Annotated in this window: 21 protein-coding genes and 1 tRNA gene; 16 read left to right on the top strand and 6 right to left on the bottom strand. The window is 52.4% G+C overall.

What is annotated here, in order from left to right:
• Positions 1-500 precede the first annotated feature (500 nt).
• From rimP to ACT53D_RS11490, 7 genes are all read left to right on the top strand, one after another.
• Positions 501-989: a ribosome maturation factor RimP gene (rimP, locus tag ACT53D_RS11460; protein ID WP_379073332.1), complete on the top strand. Its 489-nt coding sequence runs from the start codon at positions 501-503 to the stop codon at positions 987-989.
• A gap of 39 nt (positions 990-1,028) precedes the next feature.
• Positions 1,029-2,495, top strand: a complete 1,467-nt coding sequence (gene nusA, locus ACT53D_RS11465; protein WP_194749775.1) for a transcription termination factor NusA — start codon at positions 1,029-1,031, stop codon at positions 2,493-2,495.
• Positions 2,496-2,579: 84 nt separating this feature from the next.
• Positions 2,580-5,288, top strand: a complete 2,709-nt coding sequence (gene infB / locus ACT53D_RS11470) for a translation initiation factor IF-2 (RefSeq protein ID WP_379073333.1) — start codon at positions 2,580-2,582, stop codon at positions 5,286-5,288.
• Positions 5,288-5,644: a 30S ribosome-binding factor RbfA gene (gene rbfA / locus ACT53D_RS11475; RefSeq protein ID WP_194749773.1), complete on the top strand. Its 357-nt coding sequence runs from the start codon at positions 5,288-5,290 to the stop codon at positions 5,642-5,644. Before infB ends, rbfA begins: the two co-directional genes overlap by 1 nt.
• A 20-nt stretch (positions 5,645-5,664) precedes the next feature.
• A complete protein-coding gene (truB, locus tag ACT53D_RS11480; RefSeq protein ID WP_476156294.1) occupies positions 5,665-6,564 on the top strand; it encodes a tRNA pseudouridine(55) synthase TruB in 900 nt (299 codons plus the stop codon).
• 97 nt (positions 6,565-6,661) lie between these two features.
• A complete protein-coding gene (locus ACT53D_RS11485) occupies positions 6,662-6,970 on the top strand; it encodes a hypothetical protein (RefSeq protein WP_476156296.1) in 309 nt (102 codons plus the stop codon).
• A gap of 100 nt (positions 6,971-7,070) precedes the next feature.
• Entirely contained in the window at positions 7,071-9,101 is a 2,031-nt protein-coding gene (locus ACT53D_RS11490) for a TonB-dependent receptor (protein WP_476156791.1), read from the top strand.
• Positions 9,102-9,194: 93 nt separating this feature from the next.
• Here ACT53D_RS11490 and ACT53D_RS11495 read toward each other — a convergent pair whose 3' ends face one another.
• Positions 9,195-9,590 carry a diacylglycerol kinase gene (locus ACT53D_RS11495; RefSeq protein ID WP_275356407.1) on the bottom strand — a complete coding sequence of 132 codons (396 nt, stop codon included), beginning with the start codon at positions 9,588-9,590 and terminating at the stop codon, positions 9,195-9,197.
• A gap of 79 nt (positions 9,591-9,669) precedes the next feature.
• On the opposite strand from ACT53D_RS11495, the gene ACT53D_RS11500 reads away from it, so the two are divergent.
• Positions 9,670-9,942 (top strand): oxidative damage protection protein, encoded by a 273-nt coding sequence (locus tag ACT53D_RS11500; protein WP_194749769.1) that lies wholly within the window; start codon positions 9,670-9,672, stop codon positions 9,940-9,942.
• Positions 9,943-10,031: 89 nt separating this feature from the next.
• Here ACT53D_RS11500 and phoU read toward each other — a convergent pair whose 3' ends face one another.
• A complete protein-coding gene (gene phoU / locus ACT53D_RS11505; RefSeq protein ID WP_275356408.1) occupies positions 10,032-10,736 on the bottom strand; it encodes a phosphate signaling complex protein PhoU in 705 nt (234 codons plus the stop codon).
• An 88-nt stretch (positions 10,737-10,824) separates the two neighbouring features.
• On the bottom strand, positions 10,825-11,487 hold the full coding sequence (gene rpiA / locus ACT53D_RS11510; RefSeq protein WP_194749787.1) for a ribose-5-phosphate isomerase RpiA: 663 nt from the start codon (positions 11,485-11,487) through the stop codon (positions 10,825-10,827).
• Between the two features lie 95 nt (positions 11,488-11,582).
• On the opposite strand from rpiA, the gene ilvA reads away from it, so the two are divergent.
• Both ilvA and ACT53D_RS11520 read left to right on the top strand, forming a co-directional pair.
• A complete protein-coding gene (ilvA, locus tag ACT53D_RS11515) occupies positions 11,583-13,094 on the top strand; it encodes a threonine ammonia-lyase, biosynthetic (RefSeq protein WP_476156298.1) in 1,512 nt (503 codons plus the stop codon).
• Positions 13,095-13,245: 151 nt separating this feature from the next.
• Complete coding sequence (locus tag ACT53D_RS11520) at positions 13,246-14,391, top strand: YVTN family beta-propeller repeat protein (protein WP_379073335.1); 1,146 nt, start codon at positions 13,246-13,248, stop codon at positions 14,389-14,391.
• A gap of 361 nt (positions 14,392-14,752) precedes the next feature.
• On the opposite strand, the gene ACT53D_RS11525 is transcribed toward ACT53D_RS11520, so the two are convergent.
• From ACT53D_RS11525 to ACT53D_RS11535, 3 genes are all read right to left on the bottom strand, one after another.
• Positions 14,753-14,986 carry a sulfurtransferase TusA family protein gene (locus ACT53D_RS11525; RefSeq protein ID WP_275356411.1) on the bottom strand — a complete coding sequence of 78 codons (234 nt, stop codon included), beginning with the start codon at positions 14,984-14,986 and terminating at the stop codon, positions 14,753-14,755.
• A 21-nt stretch (positions 14,987-15,007) separates the two neighbouring features.
• Positions 15,008-15,325: a rhodanese-like domain-containing protein gene (locus ACT53D_RS11530; protein ID WP_275356412.1), complete on the bottom strand. Its 318-nt coding sequence runs from the start codon at positions 15,323-15,325 to the stop codon at positions 15,008-15,010.
• Between the two features lie 42 nt (positions 15,326-15,367).
• A tRNA-Phe gene (locus ACT53D_RS11535) sits at positions 15,368-15,443 on the bottom strand.
• A 138-nt stretch (positions 15,444-15,581) separates the two neighbouring features.
• Between ACT53D_RS11535 and chrA the strand changes: the two genes are divergently transcribed.
• From chrA to nikR, 6 genes are all read left to right on the top strand, one after another.
• Positions 15,582-16,910, top strand: a complete 1,329-nt coding sequence (gene chrA / locus ACT53D_RS11540) for a chromate efflux transporter (protein WP_476156301.1) — start codon at positions 15,582-15,584, stop codon at positions 16,908-16,910.
• A gap of 4 nt (positions 16,911-16,914) precedes the next feature.
• Positions 16,915-17,808, top strand: a complete 894-nt coding sequence (locus tag ACT53D_RS11545; RefSeq protein WP_476145355.1) for a PfkB family carbohydrate kinase — start codon at positions 16,915-16,917, stop codon at positions 17,806-17,808.
• A 183-nt stretch (positions 17,809-17,991) separates the two neighbouring features.
• Positions 17,992-18,261, top strand: coding sequence for a 30S ribosomal protein S15 (gene rpsO, locus ACT53D_RS11550; protein ID WP_194749762.1), 270 nt, complete (start codon positions 17,992-17,994; stop codon positions 18,259-18,261).
• 333 nt (positions 18,262-18,594) lie between these two features.
• Entirely contained in the window at positions 18,595-20,715 is a 2,121-nt protein-coding gene (gene pnp / locus ACT53D_RS11555) for a polyribonucleotide nucleotidyltransferase (protein WP_476156303.1), read from the top strand.
• Positions 20,716-20,836: 121 nt separating this feature from the next.
• Positions 20,837-22,897, top strand: coding sequence for a TonB-dependent receptor (locus ACT53D_RS11560; RefSeq protein WP_476156305.1), 2,061 nt, complete (start codon positions 20,837-20,839; stop codon positions 22,895-22,897).
• Positions 22,898-22,912: 15 nt separating this feature from the next.
• A complete protein-coding gene (gene nikR, locus ACT53D_RS11565) occupies positions 22,913-23,317 on the top strand; it encodes a nickel-responsive transcriptional regulator NikR (RefSeq protein WP_476156307.1) in 405 nt (134 codons plus the stop codon).
• Positions 23,318-23,464 lie beyond the last annotated feature (147 nt).

The following is a 23,464-nucleotide window of genomic DNA, read 5'->3' on the forward strand; positions in this document are numbered from 1 at the left end:
CCGTGAAACGAACTTGCGCCAATGATAGTGTACTCTTCGTATGCGAAAGTAGGTCATCCCCAAGCTCCTATTCTAAAAAGCCCTCGGCAGCAATGTCGGGGGCTTTTTTATTGCCTGTAACCGGTAGGCAGATGAAATTCAGGCAGAAAAAAACCCGGTGCAAGCACCGGGTTGAAGTGTCTATTAAGATCAACTCAAAATAGACTGCCATGAAAACTTAAGCGCTGCACTGCAGCGTAAAATATAATTGACACCGCTCAAGCGGTTGTTGATCTGCTGCTTCTCCCTCTTTTACACACATCTTAAAAAATACACAGGCGTATGTCATTGACCCGTTCGGGCTACTACAGGCTGTAGACGTCAAACAAAACCCGCCCGACCCAGTCATTGCGCCATCTGTTACTTTGAATTTAAAAGGAATTTTGGTATAATCAAAATGATAGATGGGCGTTACGCCCATTTTTTGTTTTTGGACGTAACGTTTTGAATTAAGGGTGCGTATGCAAAATTTGCATTCGGTAGTTGAAAAGACAGTCACGCAGTTAGGATACGAGCTGGTTGATTTTGAGGCAGCCAATCGTGGCAAATTATTGCGCGTGTTCATCGACAAGCTGGCACCCAAAGACAATAAGGACAGCGTTACGATTGATGATTGTGTTCTGGTGAGCAACCAGCTTGGCAACGTGCTGACGGTAGAACTGGATATCGATTATGACCGCCTGGAAGTCTCTTCTGCCGGTCTGGATCGTGTGTTGCGCAAGGAACGTGATTTTATGCGTTTTACTGGTGAGCGTGCACAAATCAAATTGCGAGTGGGTATTCCGGATGATGGCCCTAAAGCAACGCCAACCACATTGCCCAGAAAGACTTTTTTGGGACAGTTGCAAGGCGTTGACGAGGGGAAAGTGTTGATTGAGTGCGATGGCTGGGTTTATAGATTGTCGCTGGATAATATAGATAAGGCTCGATTGAGCCCGGTTTTTGATTAATTTGTTTTAGCTAATCCGTACGGTGAGTTGGAGATTACGATGAGTCGTGAATTATTGTTGTTGGTTGATGCCCTGGCCCATGAAAAAAACGTGGATAAAGAGGTAATCTTTACTGCCCTGGAATTGGCATTGGCTTCGGCGACGAAAAAGAACCATGAAGAAGGCGCAGATATTCGTGTCGAAATTGACCGTGAAACCGGAGATTACAAAACCTTTAGACGCTGGCAATATGTAGAATATGACCTGCTGGAAAGCTCGGCTTACCAGTTTGATGAAGAAGACGAACGTGCTGCTGGCAGACAAATTGGCGACTATTACGAAGAGCCATTAGAGTCGATCTCGTTTGGCCGCATTGGCGCACAGGCAGCAAAACAGGTGATTTTGCAGAAGGTGCGCGAAGCTGAGCGTGAGCAAATGATCCAGGACTTTTTGGCGCGTGGCGAAAGCCTGGTCACTGGCGTGATCAAGCGGATGGAAAAAGGCAATGCGATTATTGAAGTAGGCCGTATTGAGTGCCTGCTGCCACGTGAAGCCATGATTCAAAAAGAAAACCTGCGCGTGGGTGACCGTGTGCGTGCTTATCTGTCACGCGTGGACCGTGGTGGCCGTGGGCCGCAACTGATCCTGTCGCGTGTCGCTCCCGAGTTCCTCAAGCGTTTGTTTGAGCTGGAAGTGCCTGAAATCGAAGAAGGCCTGCTGGAGATTCGTTCTGCGGCGCGTGATCCTGGCTTGCGTTCCAAAATTGCGGTTAAAACCAATGACCAGCGCCTGGATCCTGTGGGGACTTGCGTGGGCATGCGTGGCTCCCGTGTACAAGCGGTGACTTCTGAGCTCGGTGGCGAGCGCGTGGATATCGTATTGTGGAGCATGGATCCGGCACAGTTTGTCATTAATGCCTTGGCGCCAGCTGAAGTGACGTCGATTGTGGTCGATGAAGATGCACACAGCATGGATGTGGTGGTGAACGAAGAGCAATTGGCGGTAGCGATTGGGCGCAACGGTCAAAACGTGCGTCTGGCGTCGGAACTGACTGGCTGGAACCTGAATATCCTGACCGAAGAAGCGGCTGCGCAGAAGAGTCAGGACGAGTATGCCAAAATCAGCCAATTGTTTATCGAGAAGCTGGATGTGGACGAAGAAGTGGCGGATATCCTGGTGCAGGAAGGCTTTAGCACACTGGAAGAGATTGCCTACGTGCCTTTGGCAGAGATGGCTGAAATCGAGGCCTTTGATGAAGACACGATCAATGAGTTACGTTCACGCGCACGTGCTGCCTTGTTAACCGAGGCGATTGCCAAAGAAGAAAAAGTTGAAGAAGACACCAACGACCTGATGACGCTGGATGGTATGGATGCAGACACTGCCCATAAACTGGCAGCCAGCGAGATTCATACCAGCGAAGATCTGGCCGAACTGGCAGTCGATGAGCTGGTTGAGTTGACCGGAATAGATGAAGAGCGTGCGAAGTCATTGATTATGACGGCGCGAGCACCCTGGTTTAAGTAACCAGGCGTTTTAAATAACCTATGCGTTTAAAACATCATGCATACCTCTTAATTAAAAAATAAAGTAATTGAACTGGAGCAGTACATGGCACTTTCAACCGTCGCACAATTTGCCGCCGAGCTGGGTCTTCCAACGACTCTTCTTATCGAGCAACTGAAAAGCGCAGGCGTTCATAAAACGTCTGTGGATGATTTCCTGGAAGAGGGTGACAAGGCTGCCTTGCTGGATTACTTGCGTAAAGAGCATGGGGCAGGTAACGCGCCTAAAAACAAGATCACACTGACCCGTAAGCAGAACACCGAAATCAAAAAGCTGGATAGCTCAGGTAAAGCCCGTACGATTCAGGTGGAAGTGCGTAAAAAACGCGTGCTGGAGCGCCCTGAGCTGGGCTATGAGCCGCCTGTGGATGCCGCTGCTTATGATGAAGCCGAGCCAGTACCAGCAGAAGTTCTGGAGAGCTTGCCCGTAGAGGTTGAGCCGGTCGTGGTGGAAGAACCTGTGATCGAAGAGATCGTTGAGGTCGTGGCTGAACCTGAGCCAGAGCCAGAGCCTGAGCCAGTAGTTGAGGCACCAGCACTTACACCAGTCGTAGAAGCCCCAGCCCCTGTGAAAAAAGGCGTGGTTCTGTCGGCGCAGGAGATTGCCTTACGTGAACAAGAAGCTTCGCGTGCGGCCAAGCTGGCTGCCTTGCAGGCAGAAGATATCAAGCGCAAGCAAGCGTTGACACAACGTCGCGCAGAAGAAGAAGCCAAGCGCCAGGCAGAGGCCGAGGCTGCGAAGAATAAACCCGCAGCCACCAAGTTGTCTGAAGGGACGCTACACAAGCCCGCTGCCAAAGCAACAGACAAGCCAGAAAATAAAGATAAAAAAGCCAAGACCGACAACCGCGACTGGAATGAAAACGAGAACAAAAAACGCGGCATTAAAACACGCGGGGATGCACCTGCTGGCGGCGCTCAAGGCTGGCGCACCCCTAAGGGCAAGCATCACAAATCCAATAAAGATGATCAGCACGCCTTTAATGCACCAACCGAACCTATCATCAAAGAGGTGATGGTGCCGGAGACCATTTCGGTTGCGGATTTGGCGCACAAAATGTCTGTCAAAGCGGCGGAAGTGATCAAGGCCTTAATGAAAATGGGCATGATGGTGACCATCAACCAGGTGCTGGATCAGGACACTGCGATTATTCTGGTCGAAGAAATGGGTCACAAAGCGCAAGCCGCGGCTGCGAATGATCCTGAAAGCTTCCTGGAAGAAACCGAAGGCGTTGAAGCGATTCTGGAATCACGTCCACCGGTGGTCACGGTCATGGGTCACGTTGACCATGGTAAAACCTCCTTGCTGGACTATATCCGCCGCAGTCGCGTGGCGTCAGGTGAAGCTGGTGGCATTACCCAGCATATCGGTGCTTATCACGTGGAAACACCACGTGGCATGGTGACCTTTCTGGATACCCCTGGTCACGAGGCTTTTACCGCTATGCGTGCCCGTGGTGCGAAGGCGACCGATATCGTGATTCTGGTGGTGTCCGCGGATGATGGCGTGATGCCACAAACAATTGAAGCGATTCACCATGCCAAGGCCGGTAACGTGCCTGTCGTGGTAGCGATTAACAAGATTGATAAACCTGAAGCGCAGCCTGAACGCGTGAAAAGCGAGCTGATCTCGCATGAAGTGGTGCCTGAAGAGTACGGTGGCGATACCATGTTCCGTGAAGTGTCTGCCAAAACCGGTAAAGGCATTGATGAGTTGCTGGAAGCAGTGTTGCTGCAAGCGGAAGTGCTTGAGTTGAAAGCCCCGCTCAATACGCCAGCCAAAGGCCTGGTCATTGAAGGTCGCCTGGATAAAGGGCGTGGTCCGGTGTCTACCGTACTGGTGCAGTCCGGTATCTTGCGCCGCGGCGATATGCTGCTGGCAGGTACGGCTTATGGCCGTGTGCGTGCCATGCTTGACGAGAATGGCAACGACATTAAAGAAGCCGGCCCGTCTATTCCGGTAGAAGTTCTGGGCTTGTCTGATGTGCCAAGTGCTGGTGAAGAAACCATCGTCTTGAACGACGAGCGCAAGGCGCGTGAAATTGCCTTGTTCCGTCAGGGCAAGTTCCGCGATGTGAAACTGGCCAAGCAGCAGGCTGCCAAACTTGAAAACATGTTTGAGCAGATGGCTGAAGGCGAAGTACAAACCCTGAACCTGATTATCAAGTCAGATGTACAGGGTTCTTACGAAGCCTTGACCACCAGCCTGCAAAAACTGTCTACCAGCGAAGTACGTGTGAATATTATTCACACCGGCGTGGGTGCCATCAGTGAGTCAGATGTGAACCTGGCTGCCGCTTCAAGTGCGGTGCTGATCGGCTTTAACGTCCGGGCTGATGCCGGGGCACGTAAGCTGGTTGAGAATCTGGATGTCGACCTGCGTTACTACAACATCATTTACGAAGCTGTGGACGAGATCAAAGCGGCGCTGGGTGGCATGCTTGCACCCGAGCAGAAAGAGCAAATGATTGGTACGGTAGAAATCCGCGAGGTATACCGGATCTCCAAAGTGGGTGCAGTGGCCGGTTGTTATGTACAGGATGGCGTGGTTAAACGTAACTCCAAAGTCCGCTTGTTGCGTAACAATGTGATTATTCATACCGGTGAGTTGGACTCCCTGAAACGCTTCAAGGATGACGTTAAAGAAGTTAAAAATAACTTTGAGTGCGGCTTGTCTCTCAAGAACTACAATGAGATTGAAGTCGGCGATATTCTTGAAGTTTATGAAGTCGTTGAAGTGGCCAGAACACTCTAATGGCTAAAGCATTTTCAAGAAATGACCGCATCTCTGAGCAAATGCGCCGTGAACTGGCGGATTTGCTCATGTTTGAGATCAAGGACCCGCGTGTGCAGATGGTCACCTTGACCGGGGTTGAGGTGGCGGGGGATATGGCACATGCCAAGGTCTTTTACACCGCGCAGAAGAATAGCAAAGGCCTGCAAGCCGGCCTGGAAAAAGCCGCCGGCTTTTTGCGTACGCAGCTGGGCAAGCGCATGATGATCCGTACTGTCCCGCAGTTGCATTTTGTCTATGATGAATCCATAGACCGTGGGATGCATATGGACAAGCTGATCAGCGACGCTTTGTCTGATACCCCTCCGCAAGAATAATTTTTACCTCCTTTCGCGCTATGCAAACCAAACGCATTAAACGTGCCGTCAGTGGCGTGTTGTTGCTGGACAAGCCCTATGGCTTTTCATCCAATCAGGCCTTGCAAAAGGTCAAATGGTTATATCAGGCCCAAAAAGCCGGACATACCGGGACCTTGGATCCTCTTGCAACTGGCGTGTTGCCGATCTGCTTGGGCGAAGCTACCAAATTTGCACAACACCTGACGGATGAAAACAAAACTTATATGGCGACCGTCAAGTTTGGTGTGACCACCACCACCGGAGATAAAGAGGGTGACGTCGTCAGTGAGGTGGCTTGCCAGGTGTCGCGTGCAGAGATTGAGCGCGTGTTGCCGCAGTTTATGGGGTCAATTACACAAGTGCCTCCCATGTATTCTGCGCTCAAGGTAAACGGTAAGCCTTTGTATGAATACGCGCGTAATGGTGTCGAGCTAGAACGTGCACCGCGTCAGGTAACCATTCATGCATTGCGTGTCTTGGCCTGTGCTGAGAATAGTGCAGAAATCGAAGTCTGTTGTAGCAAAGGCACTTATATCCGCACCTTAGGCGAGGATATCGGTAAAGCACTCAATGTGGGTGCGCACCTCACAGCTTTACGCCGTACGGCGACCGCCACTTATCAAATCGCCGAGACCGTGACGATAGAAGCTCTGGAGCAGATGTCTATTGAGCAGCGCGATGCGTTGCTGCTGCCTGTCGATAGTGCTATTCAAATCCTGCCTAAAGTCGAGCTGCATCAGGATGCCGCCTATTATTTCAAACAAGGCAATCCAGTCTGGCTGGCTGGCGTTATCCCAGCGGGCGATTTACGTATTTATAGTGCTTCCGGCTTGTTTCTTGGGGTCGGCCAGCAGCAGCGCGATGGCCGTATTGCCCCCAAGCGCGTCGTTAATCTCTAGCTTTTCACTTGCTCATCTCGCTAAAACGCATGGCTTTTGCATAAAAATGCAATAGAGTTGCATTCTGTGGGCAAGAATTTATGTTAGTATATTCAACATGTTAAAGCGCTTTTATGTGTATTTTCTATTGGCAGTGTTGTTTGCGATCACGCAGACAGGCCTTGTCACACATGAAATTACCCATCTCAAAGAGCTGACGCAACACTCGCAATCTGACAAGCATCAAAGCAAAGACCAATGCCGGCTCTGTGTCGCCTACGCGCATCTCGTCGGAGTGATGACGCAGGCCCTGCAATGGAGCTTGCCAGAGCTTAGCTATCTTGCTGTCATCAGCGCCCTTGCGATTGCCATACAGCGCCCAACGCTCGCGGCCTATGCCGCACGCGCCCCTCCTGCCATTGTTTAACCCTTGACGATACATTCTCCAGGTCGCGCTTGCGGCTGGAGTGAGCTATTTATGCAGTGCACACAGCACTGCCTGACCTTGTCTGGAAAAAACAATGAAAATGTTACAAAAGAGGATGTCTGCACGTGGGCAGCAAAAATCATTATGGCTGGCATTGATGGCGGCGTTGAGCTCGCCCATGCTGGTCTCGGCAGAAGACGCGAAAACCCTTGATATTGATAATGTGCCTGTCACGGGCAATCCCCTGGGCGTGGCATCGGATGATATGGTGGTGCCGGTCTCGGTACTGGGCGGACGTGAGCTCAGTTTGCGTCGTCAAGGGACTCTGGGTGAAACCCTGAATGGCATTCCGGGCGTGACGGCCACGCAGTTTGGTCCAAATGCTTCGCGTCCGATTATCCGTGGCCTGGACGGCGAGCGTGTGCGTATCATGCAAAACGGTGTTGGTATTCTGGATGCCTCGTCACTGAGTTTTGACCATGCAGTGGGCGTGGATCCATTGATTATTGAGCAAATTGATGTGGTGCGAGGTCCGGCAGCGTTGCTGTATGGCGGCAGTGCCATGGGCGGTGTCGTCAACGCGATTGACCACCGTATCCCTAAAGAATCCCTTAATGGCTATACCGGCCGCGCTGAAACCAGGTTTGGCGGGCCAGACAATACGCGCAATGGCGCTGCGGTGGTCGATGTGGGCAATGGCCTGTTTGCATTGCATGCCGATATCTACAGCCGTGAAACCAGCAATCTTGAGATTCCTGGCTATGCGCTTTCCAAGCGCAAGAGTTTGGCCGATGGTACTGCGCGCGATAGTCGCGGCAAGGACAAGCTCAATAATAGTTCTGCGCTGGCCAATGGCGGCGCATTGGGTGCTTCCTGGACCTTTGATACAGGCTATCTGGGGATTTCCTATGCGGACTCCAACAACCACTATGGCACCGTGGCGGAAGAGGGGGTCAGAATCAATATGGAAAACAAACGTACGGAATTGGCAGGTGAGGTGAGAGAACTCAAGGGGCCTGTGCAAAAAATCAAGGTGAGAATGGCTTATACCAATTATGAGCATGTAGAAGTGGAGAATGGCGACCCGAGCACCACTTTTAAAAACCGTGGTTTGCAGGGGAGCCTCGAAGCCACCCATGTCCCACTGGCAGGCTTGAATGGGGTGGTCGGCTATCAGTTCCAGAACACGCGTTTTCAGGCCTTAGGCGAAGAGGCATTTGTGCCTAGTGTCACCACCGTGGACCAAGGGGCTTATGTCTACGAAGAGTATGCAATCGATAAACACAAAGTCACCTTTGGCGGGCGGTTTGGCGATACCTCGATAGACTCCCATGTCGATGATAAATTCACCCAGGCGTTTAGCAAACACTTTAACCCCAATAGCTTTGCGCTGGGGGGGCTGTACACCATTGATGAATCCTGGAGTGTGACGACCAACTTGTCGCATAACGAGCGTGCACCTAGCTATTTTGAACTGTATGCGAATGGACCACATATTGCGACTGGGCAGGTGGAGGTCGGTAATACTAACCTCAGCAAAGAGCGCTCCAACGGTATTGATGCGCAGCTGAAATGGAAGTCAGGTGGTCACAGTGTGACGCTAGGCGCGTATGCCACCAAATTTAAAAACTTTATCGGCTTGTTTAATACAGGCATTGAGGTGCCGGTGGATGGCGAGCTGTTGCCTGAAGCACAGTTTAGAGCGGTTCCGGCCTTGTTCAAGGGCTTGGAGTTAGAAGGCAAGTTTGCCTTGAACGACGAGTGGACATTAAAAATGCGCGGTGACTACGTGCATGCCAAAGACACGCGTAATAATCAATACTTGCCTAGAATCTCTCCCTTGAGATTGGGCGGTGGACTGGATTATCGTCTGGGCAACTGGAATGCTCGCGTCGATGTGCTGCATGCCTTTAAGCAGAATAACGTGGCCGAGAACGAACTCAAAACCAATGCTTATACTAATGTCAGCGCATTGGTCGCATACAAGTTGCCGGTGAAATATAACGTGGAGTTGTTTGCCAAGGCCAATAACCTGCTCAATGAAGAGATCCGTGAGCACGCATCTTTTCTGAAGGATATTGCCCCGTCAGGCGCCAGGGCAGTATTGTTGGGCGCCCGCGCTGACTTTTAAGCGGTGGGACTGCGCACCTGCGCGCCTCATTACGCGGCGCACAGGTGCGCGACAGATCAAAGCAACAGGCTGACTTGGTCAGCCTGTTGTCTTTTAATTGAATAAAATCAAGCCCCAGACTACCGTCAAGTTGATCAATGCCAACAACACGGCAGCACTGCCAATATCTTTGGCTCGCTTGGCCAGTGCATGCCGTTCAATCGACACGCGGTCTACCACCGCTTCAACCGCCGAATTCAGCAGCTCCACAATCATGACCAGCAACACACTGCCGACCATCAGGATGCGGTGCAGGGCTTCTGACTCCAAGTAAAACGCTAGTGGAATCAGCACCAGCGAGAGCCAGACCTCCTGACGGAAAGCATCTTCATGCTTATAAGCGGCTTTGAAGCCATCCATGGAGTAGCCAAAGGCATTAATCAAGCGCCGGAGGCCGGTTTTGCCTTTGAATGGACTTTCCTGGTGACCTGAAGGGGTGTTGTTTTGCATGGCTTATCTCTAAAATTGCGAACATCAGATTTTAACATGCGCTATGATAGCGCTTTTAGCAGTGTAGTGAGGATCGAACATGGCAAGATTGGTGCAATGTGTGAAACTGGGCAAAGAGCTCGAAGGCATGGATTTTCCGCCTTATCCGGGAGAACTGGGTAAAAAGATTTATATGCATGTGTCTAAAGAAGCTTGGGCAGGCTGGTTAAAACAGCAGACCATGCTGGTCAATGAAAACCGCTTGAGCCTTGCGGACCCGAGTGCACGTAAATATCTATCCGAGCAAACCGAAAAGTACTTTTTTGGCGAAGGCGCAGATGTTGCCACTGGCTATGTGCCTCCTTCTGCCTAGTGAAAATGGTTAATGCGATGAGGCTTTAACCGTATCCCGGCCAACAAAAATAAAAAGCACTCCTCGGAGTGCTTTTTATTTGCGGTCTATTACGACTGCGTCTCGCGCTGAATATCTTCCAGGCTGGTATGGCGGATATCTTTGCCTTTAACCATATAGACCACGTACTCCGAGATGTTCTTCGCATGGTCGCCAATGCGCTCAATGGCTTTTGCCACAAACAGTACTTCAAGTGACATCGAGATCGTACGTGGATCTTCCAGCATGAATGTGATCAACTGACGCATGGCGGCGCGGAATTGTTCATCCACCTGCTCATCCTGTCTGGCGACTTCCACGGTCTGGCTGACATCCAGGCGTGCAAATGAATCCAGCGATGTACGCAGCATTTCACGCACAATGCCAACCATGGTTTTGATCTCGTTGAACCGTGGTTTGTACATCCGGTCTTGCTCGTAGATACGCTGGGCAGTCCGTGCAATCTTAGTGGCTTCGTCACCAATCCGCTCCAGATCCGTGATGGTTTTTACCATCATCATGATCATGCGCAAATCACGTGCTGCAGGTTGTCTGCGCGCAATAATATGGCTGCAGTCTTCATCCACCTGAACCTCTAAAGCGTTGACACGCGCGTCGCGCTCCATGACGTCTTTGGCTAGATTGACATCCGCGTTGGTCAGCGACTCCAGTGCATTGACGATTTGCTGCTCAACGACCCCGCCCATTTCCAGAACCTTGGCCCGGACGGACTCCAGTTCAACATCATATTGCTTAGAGGTGTGTTCAAATTGCATGACAAATTTTTCCTAATTATTGTGCCGGTGCAGATTACCAGCCCAATATGACAACTGTATGATAATTTTCAGTGTGCAGAAGTTGCAATTACTTGGTCAGAGTTTTAACGCCATTTGGCGTGGCCAGCAGCAACACATTGGCCGGGCGTGCTGCGAACAAGCCGTTAGTCACCACCCCTACGATCTGGTTGATCTTGGCTTCCATTGCAATCGGGTCGGTAATGCTCAAGCCATGCACATCAAGGATCAAGTTGCCGTTGTCAGTTGTGAAGTCGCGCAATTGGGGTTGACCACCCAGTTTTACCAGTTCACGTGCCACATGGCTGCGAGCCATCGGTAATACTTCTACTGGCAGGGGAAACTTGCCCAATACGGGTACAAATTTGCTTTCGTCGCAGATACAGATGAAAGATTTGGCCACAGCTGCCACGATCTTTTCACGGGTCAATGCACCACCGCCGCCTTTGAGCATATGCATGTGCTCGGTGATTTCATCGGCGCCATCTACATAAATATCCATGCTGTCGACGCTGTTCAAGTCAAAGACCTCGATACCGTGGTTACGCAGGCGTTGCGCGGTAGCTTCGGAGCTGGCGACTGCGCCGGTGATTTTATGTTTGACTTTGGCCAGTTCGTCGATAAAAAAGTTGGCGGTTGAGCCGGTGCCCACACCAATAATGCCATCCTTGACATAATTCACTGCTGCTTTTGCCACTTCGAGTTTCAATGCGTCTTGTTGTGCTTTATCCATCGCCATGTGCTTCAATCCTTGATTAATTCTTTATAATACAAACAATTCTCTATCATACACTGCAACCTTGCGGTTTTAAAATCTCCACGCATTTCATGACCATCAATTACCGCGAAAAAATCGAACACTCCCACGTCTATGCCGTTGCCAGACATACGCCGCTCGATGAATTGCCCAACTTGTCCTCGCGACTGAATAACCGGGTGTTGCTCAAGCGCGAAGATATGCAGCCGGTATTTTCATTCAAACTGCGCGGTGCCTATAACAAAATGGCCAACCTCTCGGCTGAGGCTTTGCAGCGTGGCGTGATTTGCGCCAGCGCCGGTAACCATGCGCAAGGCGTGGCCTTGAGTGCGCAGAAAATGGGCTGCCGTGCCGTCATTGTGATGCCGACCACCACGCCAGCGATCAAGGTCAATGCGGTGCGCGCACGCGGTGCCGAAGTAGTGTTGTTTGGCGACAGTTACTCCGATGCCTACTTGCACGCGCTCGATCTCGAGCAACGGGAAGGGTTGACCTTTGTGCATCCTTACGATGATCCGGATGTCATTGCTGGCCAGGGCACGATTGCGCTGGAGTTGGTGCAGGATCATGCGGCGCCGATTGAAGCCGTGTTTTGTTGCGTCGGCGGTGGTGGCCTGCTGGCTGGGATGGCGGCCTATCTGAAAGCGGTCCGCCCCGAAATCAAAGTCATCGGCGTCGAAGCGCAGGATGCCGAAGCCATGACCGAATCGCTGAAGCTCGGCCAACGTGTCATGTTGGAACAAGTGGGCCTGTTTGCAGATGGGGCTGCGGTCAAGCAAGTGGGCGAGCATACCTTTGCGCTCGTGCAGCAATATGTCGATGAAATGATCGTGGTTGATAATGATGCGATTTGTGCCGCCATCAAAGACGTGTTTGAGGATACGCGCAGCATTCTTGAGCCGGCCGGGGCGCTGGCCGTGGCTGGCTTGAAGGCTTACAGTCAACGCGAACAGTGTCAAGGTAAAACCCTGGTCGCAGTTGCTTCAGGTGCCAACATGAACTTTGACCGCTTGCGCTTTATTGCCGAGCGCGCGGAGCTGGGGGAACGCCGGGAGGCGGTCTTTGCCGTCACCATTCCTGAGACCCCCGGCGCGTTTAAGCGTTTTTGCCGCCTGTTAGGGCAGCGCAATATTACCGAATTCAATTACCGTTTTGCTGACACCGAGCAAGCGCATATTTTTGTCGGGTTGGCGGTGCATCACCCGACCGAGGCAGATGCTATCGCGGGCAAATTGGCGGCGGCGGGCTTGCCCACCATTAATTTGAGCGACAACGAAATGGCCAAGTTACATTTGCGCCATCTGGTGGGCGGGCATGCGCCACAAGTCCAAAACGAGGTGGTTTACCGTTTTGAGTTTCCTGAAAAACCCGGCGCCTTAATGAACTTTCTCGAATCCATGGGTCACAACTGGAACATCAGTTTGTTTCACTACCGTAATCATGGGGCAGATTTTGGCCGGGTTTTGGTGGGCATGCAGGTGCCGCCCGAGGATCAGGTCGCCTTTACCCAGTTTTTACAGCAATTGGGTTACCCGTACTGGGATGAGAGCCATAATCCGGCGTATCGTTTATTTTTGGGCTGATAGCAGCCATGATGGTGGTTGTTTGCAGCCAGCGCCGTGGGTGATGTCAGCTGAATACGTGCCACGGCGTTGATTGGATGGCTGAGAACGATTCTTGCAGGGAATGCCTGCACTTTAGAGCGATGAGACTTAAATAATAATCAGGAGATAAATGCAAATGTTGAATTCATCATTGGCGCGTCGTGCGCGCACTAGCGTGTGGTTGCTGGCCTTGCTCGCTGGCGTTACCGCTTGTAACAAGCAAGAAGAGTCCTCACCAACCCCGGAAACGCCAGCGGCCACGAGCGCTGTTAGCGAAAGTTCTTCTGGTAAGACGTTGGCTTATGTGTCCACCCAGGATGCTGGCGTCGATGTGATTGACTTGGCGACCATGCAAGTGACCAGCATGCTGGATGTGAAAGCCAAGGGCCCGCGTGGCCTGGCGCTGACAGACGATGGCAAGCAACTGGTGGTCGCTACGCGTGAAAATGGCAGTGTGTCCGTGATTGATACCGCCACAGGCGAAGTCGTCAAGCAGATCGAAGTCGGCAAAAACCCTGAGTTTGTGCGGGTGAGTGGTAATTATGCCTTTGTTTCGTCCGAGCCTAGCGCCAAAGCCGGTCCGCCCCCCAAGCCGGGCAGCAAGCCAGAAGAAGACGATGACGACGATGAAGAAAAAGTCCCGGCCAAGATTGCGATTGTTGATCTGACCAAAGGTGAAAAAGTCCGCGAAATTACCGGCGGGCCAGAAACCGAAGGCCTGGAGTTTTCGGCCGATGGCAAGCAGCTGGTGATTACGAACGAAGCTGACAATACCGTCACTGTACACAATATCGAAACTGGCGATCTGGTCAAAACCATTTCCACCCATCAATATGGAGATCGTCCGCGCGGCATCAAAGTCTCTCCGGATGGCAATACCTATCTGGCCACGCTGGAGTTTGGTAACAAGTTTATGGTCATGGACAAAGACTTTAATGTGGTACGCACGGTAGACACGGCTGAAACCCCATACGGCATAGCCTACGACAGCAAGGGTGAGCGGATTTTTGTGGCCACCAACAAGGCAAAACTGTTGCAGGTGTTTGATGCCAAGACCTTTGAAAAAATCAAGGAAGTGCCGACCGGTAACCGGTGCTGGCATTTTAGTTTTACCCCGGACAACAAGCAGGTGCTGTTGGCTTGCGGCAAGTCTGATGCGGTATTCGTCATTGATGCAGATAAGCTTGAAGTCACGAACCAGATTGAAGTGAAAAACATGCCATGGGGCGTGGTGACCTTCCCTAAAGCCATGGGTAGTCTGGAAAACGCCAAATAAATTTATTTCCAATCGCGTTTCAATTGATTGAACAAGCCCGCCCTCATCGGCGGGCTTTTTTATTAAATTTTTTTTGAGCGCGCCCTAAAGTTTTGCGCAAAGCTGCCGAAATCATATTTAGATAACAATGATTGCGTCTGGAGTGTGCAGATTGTCGGAAGCCATGCCGGCAAACTGCAAGTCAGGTTGAGTCCCTGAGTCGCCAGTGGGGCAATCGTTGTTTCGGCATGCAGACCACGTTAACCCACGGGTTAACGTCGTTCCTCACAGGGCTTCTTCGGAAGCCCTTTTTTTGCGCTGCAGCGGATGAATGGATGGTGGGTGCGGTTAGTGGCTGAGTGTCAGTCCGCGGGAGAGGGGTTTACTGGCTGCGCTTGCGTAGCCAGAAGGTAAAAACACCTTCTGCCTCTTGCATCTCGATCAGGGTGTGGCCGGTTTGGCGGCAAAAGGCATCAAAATCTTTCTTTGAGCCGGGGTCCGTGGCCGTGATTTTGAGTACCTGGTTTGCTTGCAGCTCGTTCAGGGCCTTTTTGCAACGCAAAATGGGCAGGGGGCAGTTCAGGTGGCGGGCATCTACTTCTTTGTCGTATTGCATAAACAATCCTGAGTCTCTGAATTAAGCGGGCTCGATGGGCAAGCCGTGTTGAGCCCAAGCCAGAATGCCGCCCGCCAAATGCGAGACATCGTGGCAGCCTTGCGCTAAGGCAAACTCACCTGCAGAAATGGAGCGTACACCGCTACGGCAGTAAAACACGATTTTTTTGTCCTGCGGCAGTTGATCAAACATTGTCGCCAGATGTCCTAATGGCAAATGCATGGCGCCAGGCAGGATGCCCGAAACAAGCTCGTGATCATTGCGGATATCAATCAGCAACAATGAGGGATCATTGAGTAATGGCTGTAATTCATCCGGTGTTAAGTGTTTTAATGACATCAACAAACCCAGAAAAAGAAATGTGCCGAAAGGCAGGAGGAGTGGTGGCCAGAGGCAGAATCGAACTGCCGACACGAGGATTTTCAATCCTCTGCTCTACCGACTGAGCTATCTGGCCAACAGCAATTTGGGTGTGTCCCGAATCGCAAGACGCGCATTATAGCAAAGAACGCCAAGAATGCACACAAAAGTTAAAAAAAATCCTGATATGCTTGCGAGGCGGTATTTGAGGCCGCTGTTTTAAAAGGAATGGTTGATGTCTATTGTCGAGACGCCGCCTGAAATGCAGGCGCCTGCGAAGCCATCTGCACAGGCATTTTGGGCCTACTGGCTGCGCCTGGGCTGTATTAGTGTTGGTGGGCCTGCGGCACAAATTGCCTTGATGCATCAGGCGCTGGTGGTAGAAAAGCGCTGGATTTCAGAGGCCAGATTTTTGCATGCTTTGAACTATTGCATGTTATTGCCAGGCCCCGAGGCGCAGCAAATGGCGGTCTATATGGGCTGGCTATTGCATGGTGCCTGGGGTGGCATTGTGGCTGGCAGTTTGTTTGTGTTGCCCGCGTTTGGTTTGCTGGTCTCGCTGGCGTGGGGGTATATGCAGTGGGGCAGTCAGCCCGCCGTCGCGGCTTTGTTGTATGGGGTTAAGCCGCTGGTAGTCGCGCTGGTCTGCTGTGCCGCCTGGCGCCTGGCTAAAAAAGTGCTGATCGCCCGCTGGTTGTGGGGCGTGTTTTTGCTGGCCTTGGTCATGCAAACGTTCCATCTGCCTTTCCCGGTGATTATTCTGCTGGCCGCGGTATTGGGCGTTGCTGTGCAACAATATTGGCCGCAGTGGGTCGAAACGTCAGTTGGCCATGCGGCGGCAAGGGCCATGCAGACGGCGCCAAGTGTGATTGATGACAACACGGCGCTGGCCGGGCTGGCTGATTTGCGTCGGTGGACAGCGACAGTGCTGATCTGGGGCGCGCTATGTGGTTTAGGTGTCGCTGCGGCCTTAGTGCTTTATTATGGGCCGTCACATCTATTTACCCGCCTGGCAGCTTTTTTTAGCCAGGCTGCGTTTCTTACTTTTGGCGGCGCCTATGCCGTTTTGCCCTATGTGTTTGATGCCAGTGTGCAGCATTACCACTGGTTGACGACAGAGCAGATGCTGGATGGCCTGGCCTTGGGCGAAAGTACGCCGGGCCCGCTGATTATGGTGGTCACCTATATTGGCTTTGTTGCGGCCTGGCAGGCCGGGCTGGCCTTGCCTGATTGGCAGGCGGGGTTGATCGGGGCGACGATTGTGACCTGGTTTACGTTTGTGCCCAGTTTTGTCATGGTGTTTTTGGGCGCGCCCTGGATAGAGCGTACCCGCCAGCAATGGCGCTGGACTGCGCCGCTGCATGCCATCAGTGCGGCGGTGATCGCGGGCATGGTGGCGCTGACCCTCACGTTGAGCCGGCACGTGGTCTGGCCCGATGCGCCAGATGTCGCCGCTGCCAGCATGGTGGTGCTGTCGCTGTGGTTGTTGGTCGGCAAGCGGATTTCAATTCTTTGGTTGTTGCCAGCGTGTATGGCAATTGGTTGGTTATTAAAGGCAGGATAAACAGATGTCAGATTCGATCATGATTTTGGGTGAGGTGCTGGGGGATGTGTTTCCCGAGCAAACGGTCATCGGCGGCGCACCTTATAACGTTGCCCGCCACTGTCACGCATTTGGCTTGCCCGTGCACTTTCTCACTGCCATCGGCCAGGATGCCCTGGGTGAACGTATTGTGGCCGAAATGCAAGCGACTGGCCTGCCTACCGAAGGGGTGCAGCACTCTGAGCGTTTGCCGACCGGGCAAGTCAAGGTGCATCTGGGCCCCGATGGTCATCGCTTCGAGATTCTGGATCAGCAGGCCTATGATGACCTGCAATGGCCGCCTGTCGAGGCGCTCACCTTGAAACATCCCCCGAGGCTGGTGTATTTCGGGTCACTGGCTTTGCGCCATGCGCCCATGCAGGCGCTTGCCACGCAGTGGTTGGCGCTGTGCCAGCCCGCCACGGTGCTGTGCGACATCAACCTGCGTGCGCCCTGGTATGACGCGGAGAGCGTACGCATGGCCTTGCAGGCCGCCGATATTCTCAAAATCAATCATGAAGAGTTGCCAGAAGTCTGTAAATTGCTTGGACTGCCGGGTGCGGCAGATGTGAATGAGCTGGCCCGGCGCTTGTTGATGGTGTGTGGCTTGACTGAAATGTTTGTCACCTGTGGTGAAGAGGGCAGTTTCTGGCTGGACCGGTTTGGTCAGGGCTTTCGCGTGCCGCCGGTGCGCTTGAGCACGGCATTTGTCGATAGTGTAGGTGCTGGCGATGCTTATACCTCGGTGGTGATTCGCGGCTTGCTGGCGGGCTGGTCACGCCCCACCATCCTGACCCGCGCGGCCAGTTTCGCCGCCTCCATTTGCGGCATTCGCGGGGCGGTACCAGCGACTGCCGATTTTTATGATGACTTTTTATAGAGCCTTCAAAGAGCTGCGATATTTAAATTAATTCATAAAAACAGAAACTTAATGTGATAAAAACCTATGCAAGGCTGGCGCTTGCCGCTATAATGCGCGTTTCGTGTAAATTGAATGTCGGTGCGGTAGGCAAATGGGTTGTCTGGCTGCGACGATATTGACGCTAACTCAAGGAAAATAAAGATGGCGATTACCGCAGAACAATCCGCAAAAATCATTAAAGATTTTCAACGCAGTGCTAACGATACAGCGAGCCCAGAAGTACAAGTGGCTTTGTTGACATATCGTATCAGCTACCTGACCGAGCACTTTAAATCCAACAAAAAAGACAACCACTCCCGTCGTGGTCTGTTGGCTTTGGTCAGCCAGCGTCGTCGTTTGCTCGACTACCTCAAAGGTAAAGACGTTAGCCGCTATCAAACGCTGATCGAGCGCTTGAACCTGCGTAAATAATTTGGCTAAAAGTGACGTTTAATCCAGTTCACTTTTAACGAAATAAAAGCCGATGGCATGGTGACTGCCTCGGCTTTTTTGCTTTAAAAATCCTGAGATTGCTGATATTCGGGATTTTCATATCACCAACTGGGGTGGCTTCTGTGAGTGCGTTTTGTGCAGGGTTTGTACAAAAAGCGTGCTGATGGAAGTCACCGCAAATCGGGAAACCGGGCGTCAGTTGTCGCGCACAATGCTATGCATATGCGTGGAGTGCCGGCACTGTCAGTCTGGTTTTCATTGTTGAGATTGGCTATTAGGTAGTGAATAGCCATGGTAGATAAAGGAAAAACAATGTTTGAAATTACGAGAAAAAGCCTCCAGCTTGGTGCGCATACCCTGACTATTGAAACCGGGGAAGTCGCACGCCAGGCAGATGGCGCCGTCATGGTGAGCTATGGCGATACAGTAGTCCTGGTGGCTGCAACTGCAAAAACCGAAGTCAAAGAAGGTCAGGATTTCTTTCCATTGACTGTGGATTATCAGGAAAAAACCTATGCGGCTGGCCGCATTCCAGGCGGTTACTTCAAGCGTGAAGGCCGTCCTAGCGAAAAAGAAACCCTGACGGCACGTTTGATCGACCGTCCTATGCGTCCACTGTTCCCGGATGCGTTTTATAACGAAGTGCAGATTGTGGCGACCGTGTTGTCCCTGGATCCGGAAATTGATGCTGATATCCCGGCCATGATCGGTGCGTCTGCTGCGGTTGCGCTGGCAGGTATCCCGTTCTACGGCCCAATGGGTGCGGTCAAAGTGGGTTATATCAACGGCGAATACGTCTTGAACCCAACGGCGACACAACTGAAAGAGTCCGCGCTGGACTTGGTCGTGGCTGCGACTGAAACCGCTGTGATGATGGTGGAATCCGAAGCCAAAGAATTGCCAGAAGACGTGATGCTGGGTGCGGTTGTATTCGGTCACGAGCAAATGCAACCTGTGATCAAAATGATCAACGAACTGGCTGCTGAGGCCGGTAAAGATGCCTGGGACTGGACTCCACCAGAGCCAGACACTGCGCTGATTGCAAAAATTGAAGCGATTGCGGCTGAAGACATCAACGCTGCCTTCAAAATCAAATCCAAAGGCGAGCGCTCTGCCAAGCTGGACGAAATCAAGTCCCGCGTCATGAGCACTTTGATCACTGAAGAAACTTCTACTTTAGAAGCCAACAAGATTAAAGACGAGTTCTTTAAACTCGAAGCGAAAACCGTGCGTAGCCAGATTTTGAATGGTGAACCACGTATTGATGGCCGTGACACACGTACCGTGCGCCCGATCACCATCCGTTCCGGCGTATTGCCACGCACCCACGGTTCTGCGCTGTTTACCCGTGGTGAAACACAGGCTTTGGTCGTGACCACCTTGGGTACAGGCAAAGATGAGCAAATCATTGACGCGCTGGCTGGCGAATACTACGAAAACTTCATGCTGCACTACAACATGCCTCCGTTCGCCACGGGCGAAACGGGCCGTGTCGGTTCACCAAAACGCCGCGAAATCGGCCACGGTAACCTGGCTAAGCGCGCATTGAAAGCCGTATTGCCTAAGAAAGAAGACTTCGACTACACACTGCGTGTGGTGTCCGAGATCACTGAGTCTAACGGTTCCAGCTCCATGGCGTCTGTCTGTGGTGGCTGCCTCTCCATGCTGGACGCCGGCGTGCCATTGACTGCCCACGTGGCTGGTGTGGCCATGGGCCTGATCAAGGAAGGCAACCGCGTTGCGGTGCTGACCGACATTCTGGGTGACGAAGATCACCTGGGTGACATGGACTTTAAAGTGGCCGGTACCGACAAAGGTGTGACCGCCCTGCAAATGGACATCAAGATCACTGGTATTACGGCACAAATCATGCAAGTGGCCCTGGCACAAGCTAAAGAAGGCCGCGCGCACATTCTGGGCCTGATGAAACAAGCCGTGTCTGGCGTAAACACCGAAATGTCACAGTTTGCCCCACGTATCATCACCATGAAGATCAATCCGGACAAAATCCGTGATGTGATCGGTAAAGGTGGCGCTGTGATTCAGGCACTGACCAAAGAAACCAACACCAGCATCGACATCGAAGATGACGGTACCGTGAAGATCGCTTGTACCAATGCGGACGAAGGCGCTGAAGCCCAACGCCGTATCGCGCAGATCACCGCTGAAGTCGAAGTCGGCCAGATCTACGAAGGCCCAGTGGTCAAGATTCTGGACTTCGGTGCAGTGGTGACCTTGATGCCAGGTAAAGATGGTCTGGTACACATTTCACAAATTGCTCACGAGCGCGTGAAAGCGGTCAGCGATTACCTCAAAGAGGGTGACGTTGTGAAAGTGAAAGTGGTTGAGTTGGACGACAAAGGCAAAGTGCGTTTGAGCATGAAAGCCCTGATCGATCCACCAGCAAGAGAAGAAGCGCCAGCAGCTGAATAAGTTGCCCGCTCTGATCTAAAAAAGCCCGCGCCAGCGGGCTTTTTTATTGGCGTCAGCGCACCGCGTCTTGCGTTAATTTACTTATAGGGTGTCACCTTGCTTTCGCGCATAATGCCGCCGTATGAAAAATAACAAAAAGATCATACGGCTAAGTGTCGGCCTGGTTGCGGTACTGTTATCCCGGTTGACTGTCGCCAGTGAGGCGCTCACGCTCGATGACGTGCCCGTGCGTGCGCATTATGACAACGCGGTCGGTTCGTCCGATGCCGCCAGCGAGGGGCGCGTGAATGCCAGCCTGATTCAAAACCGGCCCATTTCACGGGTGGGCGAGCTGCTCGAATTTGTCCCCGGCATGATCGTCACCCAGCATAGCGGCAGTGGCAAGGCCAACCAGTACTTTTTGCGTGGCTTTAACCTCGATCACGGCACCGACTTTGCCACCTATGTGGACGAGATGCCGGTGAATATGCGCACCCATGCACATGGCCAAGGCTACACTGATTTGAATTTCCTGATCCCCGAGCTGGTCAGCCATATCCACTATAAAAAGGGCACTTACTCAGCAGAGGAGGGGGACTTTTCCTCTGCCGGTGCTGCGCATTTGCACCTGGTCAATCGACTGCCGCAAGGCATCGCCAGTCTCACGCTGGGCAGTTACGACTATCAACGTATGCTGGTGGCAGATTCGCAGGCCATGCACAACGGCCAGCTCCTCTATGCGCTAGAACTCAATCGCTATGACGGCCCCTGGCAAGTGGCCGAAGGCGTCAAAAAATACAATGGCGTCCTGCGGTTTAGTACAGGGGATACGCACGACAACATCAGCCTGACCGCCATGGCCTATCACAACCGCTGGAACAGCACCGACCAGATCCCGCTGCGCGCCGTCCACGCCGGGCAGCTCAGCCGTTTTGATGCCATAGACCCGACCGATGGCGGTGATTCATCGCGTTACAGCCTGTCGTTTAGCAAGCAGCACCGTGACGCGCAAGGCGGCTGGCAAATCAATGCCTATGCCGTGCGCTCTGCGCTCGATTTATATAGCAATTTCACCTACTTTCTCAATGATCCGGTCAATGGCGACCAGTTTAACCAAAGTGAAAAACGCACCATGCTGGGGGCTCATCTCAGCAAGACCTGGCTCGGCGAGCTCGCTGGCCTGCCCATCGAAAACAAGCTGGGGCTGCAGACGCGCTACGACAAACTGTCACCGGTCGCGTTATACAACACGGCACAAAAACAGCGCTTGTCGCTGATACGCTCAGACAAAGTAGAAGAAAGCAGCGCGGGCCTCTATGCCGAAAACACGATCTGGTGGCACGACAAACTGCGTACGGTCGCTGGCCTGCGTTATGACCGCTACCAGTTCGACGTGAACAGTTCACTTCAGGGTAATTCAGGCCGTGTCAGCGATGGCATCGTCTCGCCAAAAGTATCTGTGATTTTCGGGCCGTGGGCCCATACCGAGTTTTTCTATAATCTCGGCAAGGGCTTTCACAGTAACGATGCCCGCGGCACCACGCAAACCCGCTTGCCCGATGGCAACCCGGCCTCTCCCGTCACGCCCCTGGTCGGCACCCGTGGCAGTGAGGTTGGTGTGCGCTCAGAATGGATGCCCGGCTTGCAAAGCTCGCTGGCGGTGTGGCAGCTAGATATTGATTCTGAGCTGGTCTTTGTCGGCGACGCTGGTGAAACCGAACCCAGCCTGGCCAGCCGCCGCTATGGCGTGGAGTGGAACAACCATTATGTGGTGAATGACTGGCTACTGCTGGATATGGATATTGCGCTCTCCAAAGCACGCTTTACCCAACAAGACCCTAACGAGCCCGGCCACTTTATTCCCGGATCCATCAATAAAGTGGCCTCGCTAGGCGCCACCGTCACCCAATGGGGTCACTGGTTCGGCGCCATGCAACTCCGCTACTTTGGCCCACGGCCACTAGTGGCAGATAATACGGTCCAGTCAAACGCGACGTTGCTCACCTATGCCCGCGTCGGCTACCGCTTTAACCCGAAAACCACCATGACGTTAGACATATTTAACCTGTTTAACCGCAAAGCCAGTGACATCGACTACTACTACGAATCACAACTCAAAGGCGAAGCGGCTCCGGTCAATGATATTCACTTTCACCCCGTAGAGCCCAGAGCCGCACGGCTCACACTCACCTATCAGTTCTAACGAGGAGCATGACCTATGCGACGCATTACAATTTCGGTGGAAGATGACCTGGCCGATGCTTTTGACCAATTGGTCGCCGTTCGGGCCTACGTAAACCGCTCAGAAGCTTTTCGTGACCTTGTGCGTAAAGCACTCGATGAAGCTGTGATTGCCGATGCGGATCATGCGCAGGCAGAGTGCGTTGCCTCGCTCAGTTACGTCTACGATCATCACGAACGCCAACTCGCCAGCCGTGTGAATCAACTACAACACGACCACCATGACGTGATTATCACTGCCCAGCATGTGCATTTGGATCATGACAACTGCATGGAGACGGTGATTTTGAAAGGGAAGATTGCTGAGGTAGAGGCTTGTGTGAATGCGATCTCGTCACAAACGGGCGTGACGCATGCGAAGGTGCATATTATTCCTAGATGAAGGTCATTTGGGTTATCAAGAAAACTTCTCAAGGACAGAGAGTGTTATTGATGCGTACTACTCTGGGCTTATACGCCATGTAGTTCCAGTTCGTGGGAGGGGGGCAGAAATTAATAAATGAGTTGGTTTAAACTTAAAACGAAATTC

This window comes from Methylophilus sp. DMC16 (genome assembly GCF_056314045.1).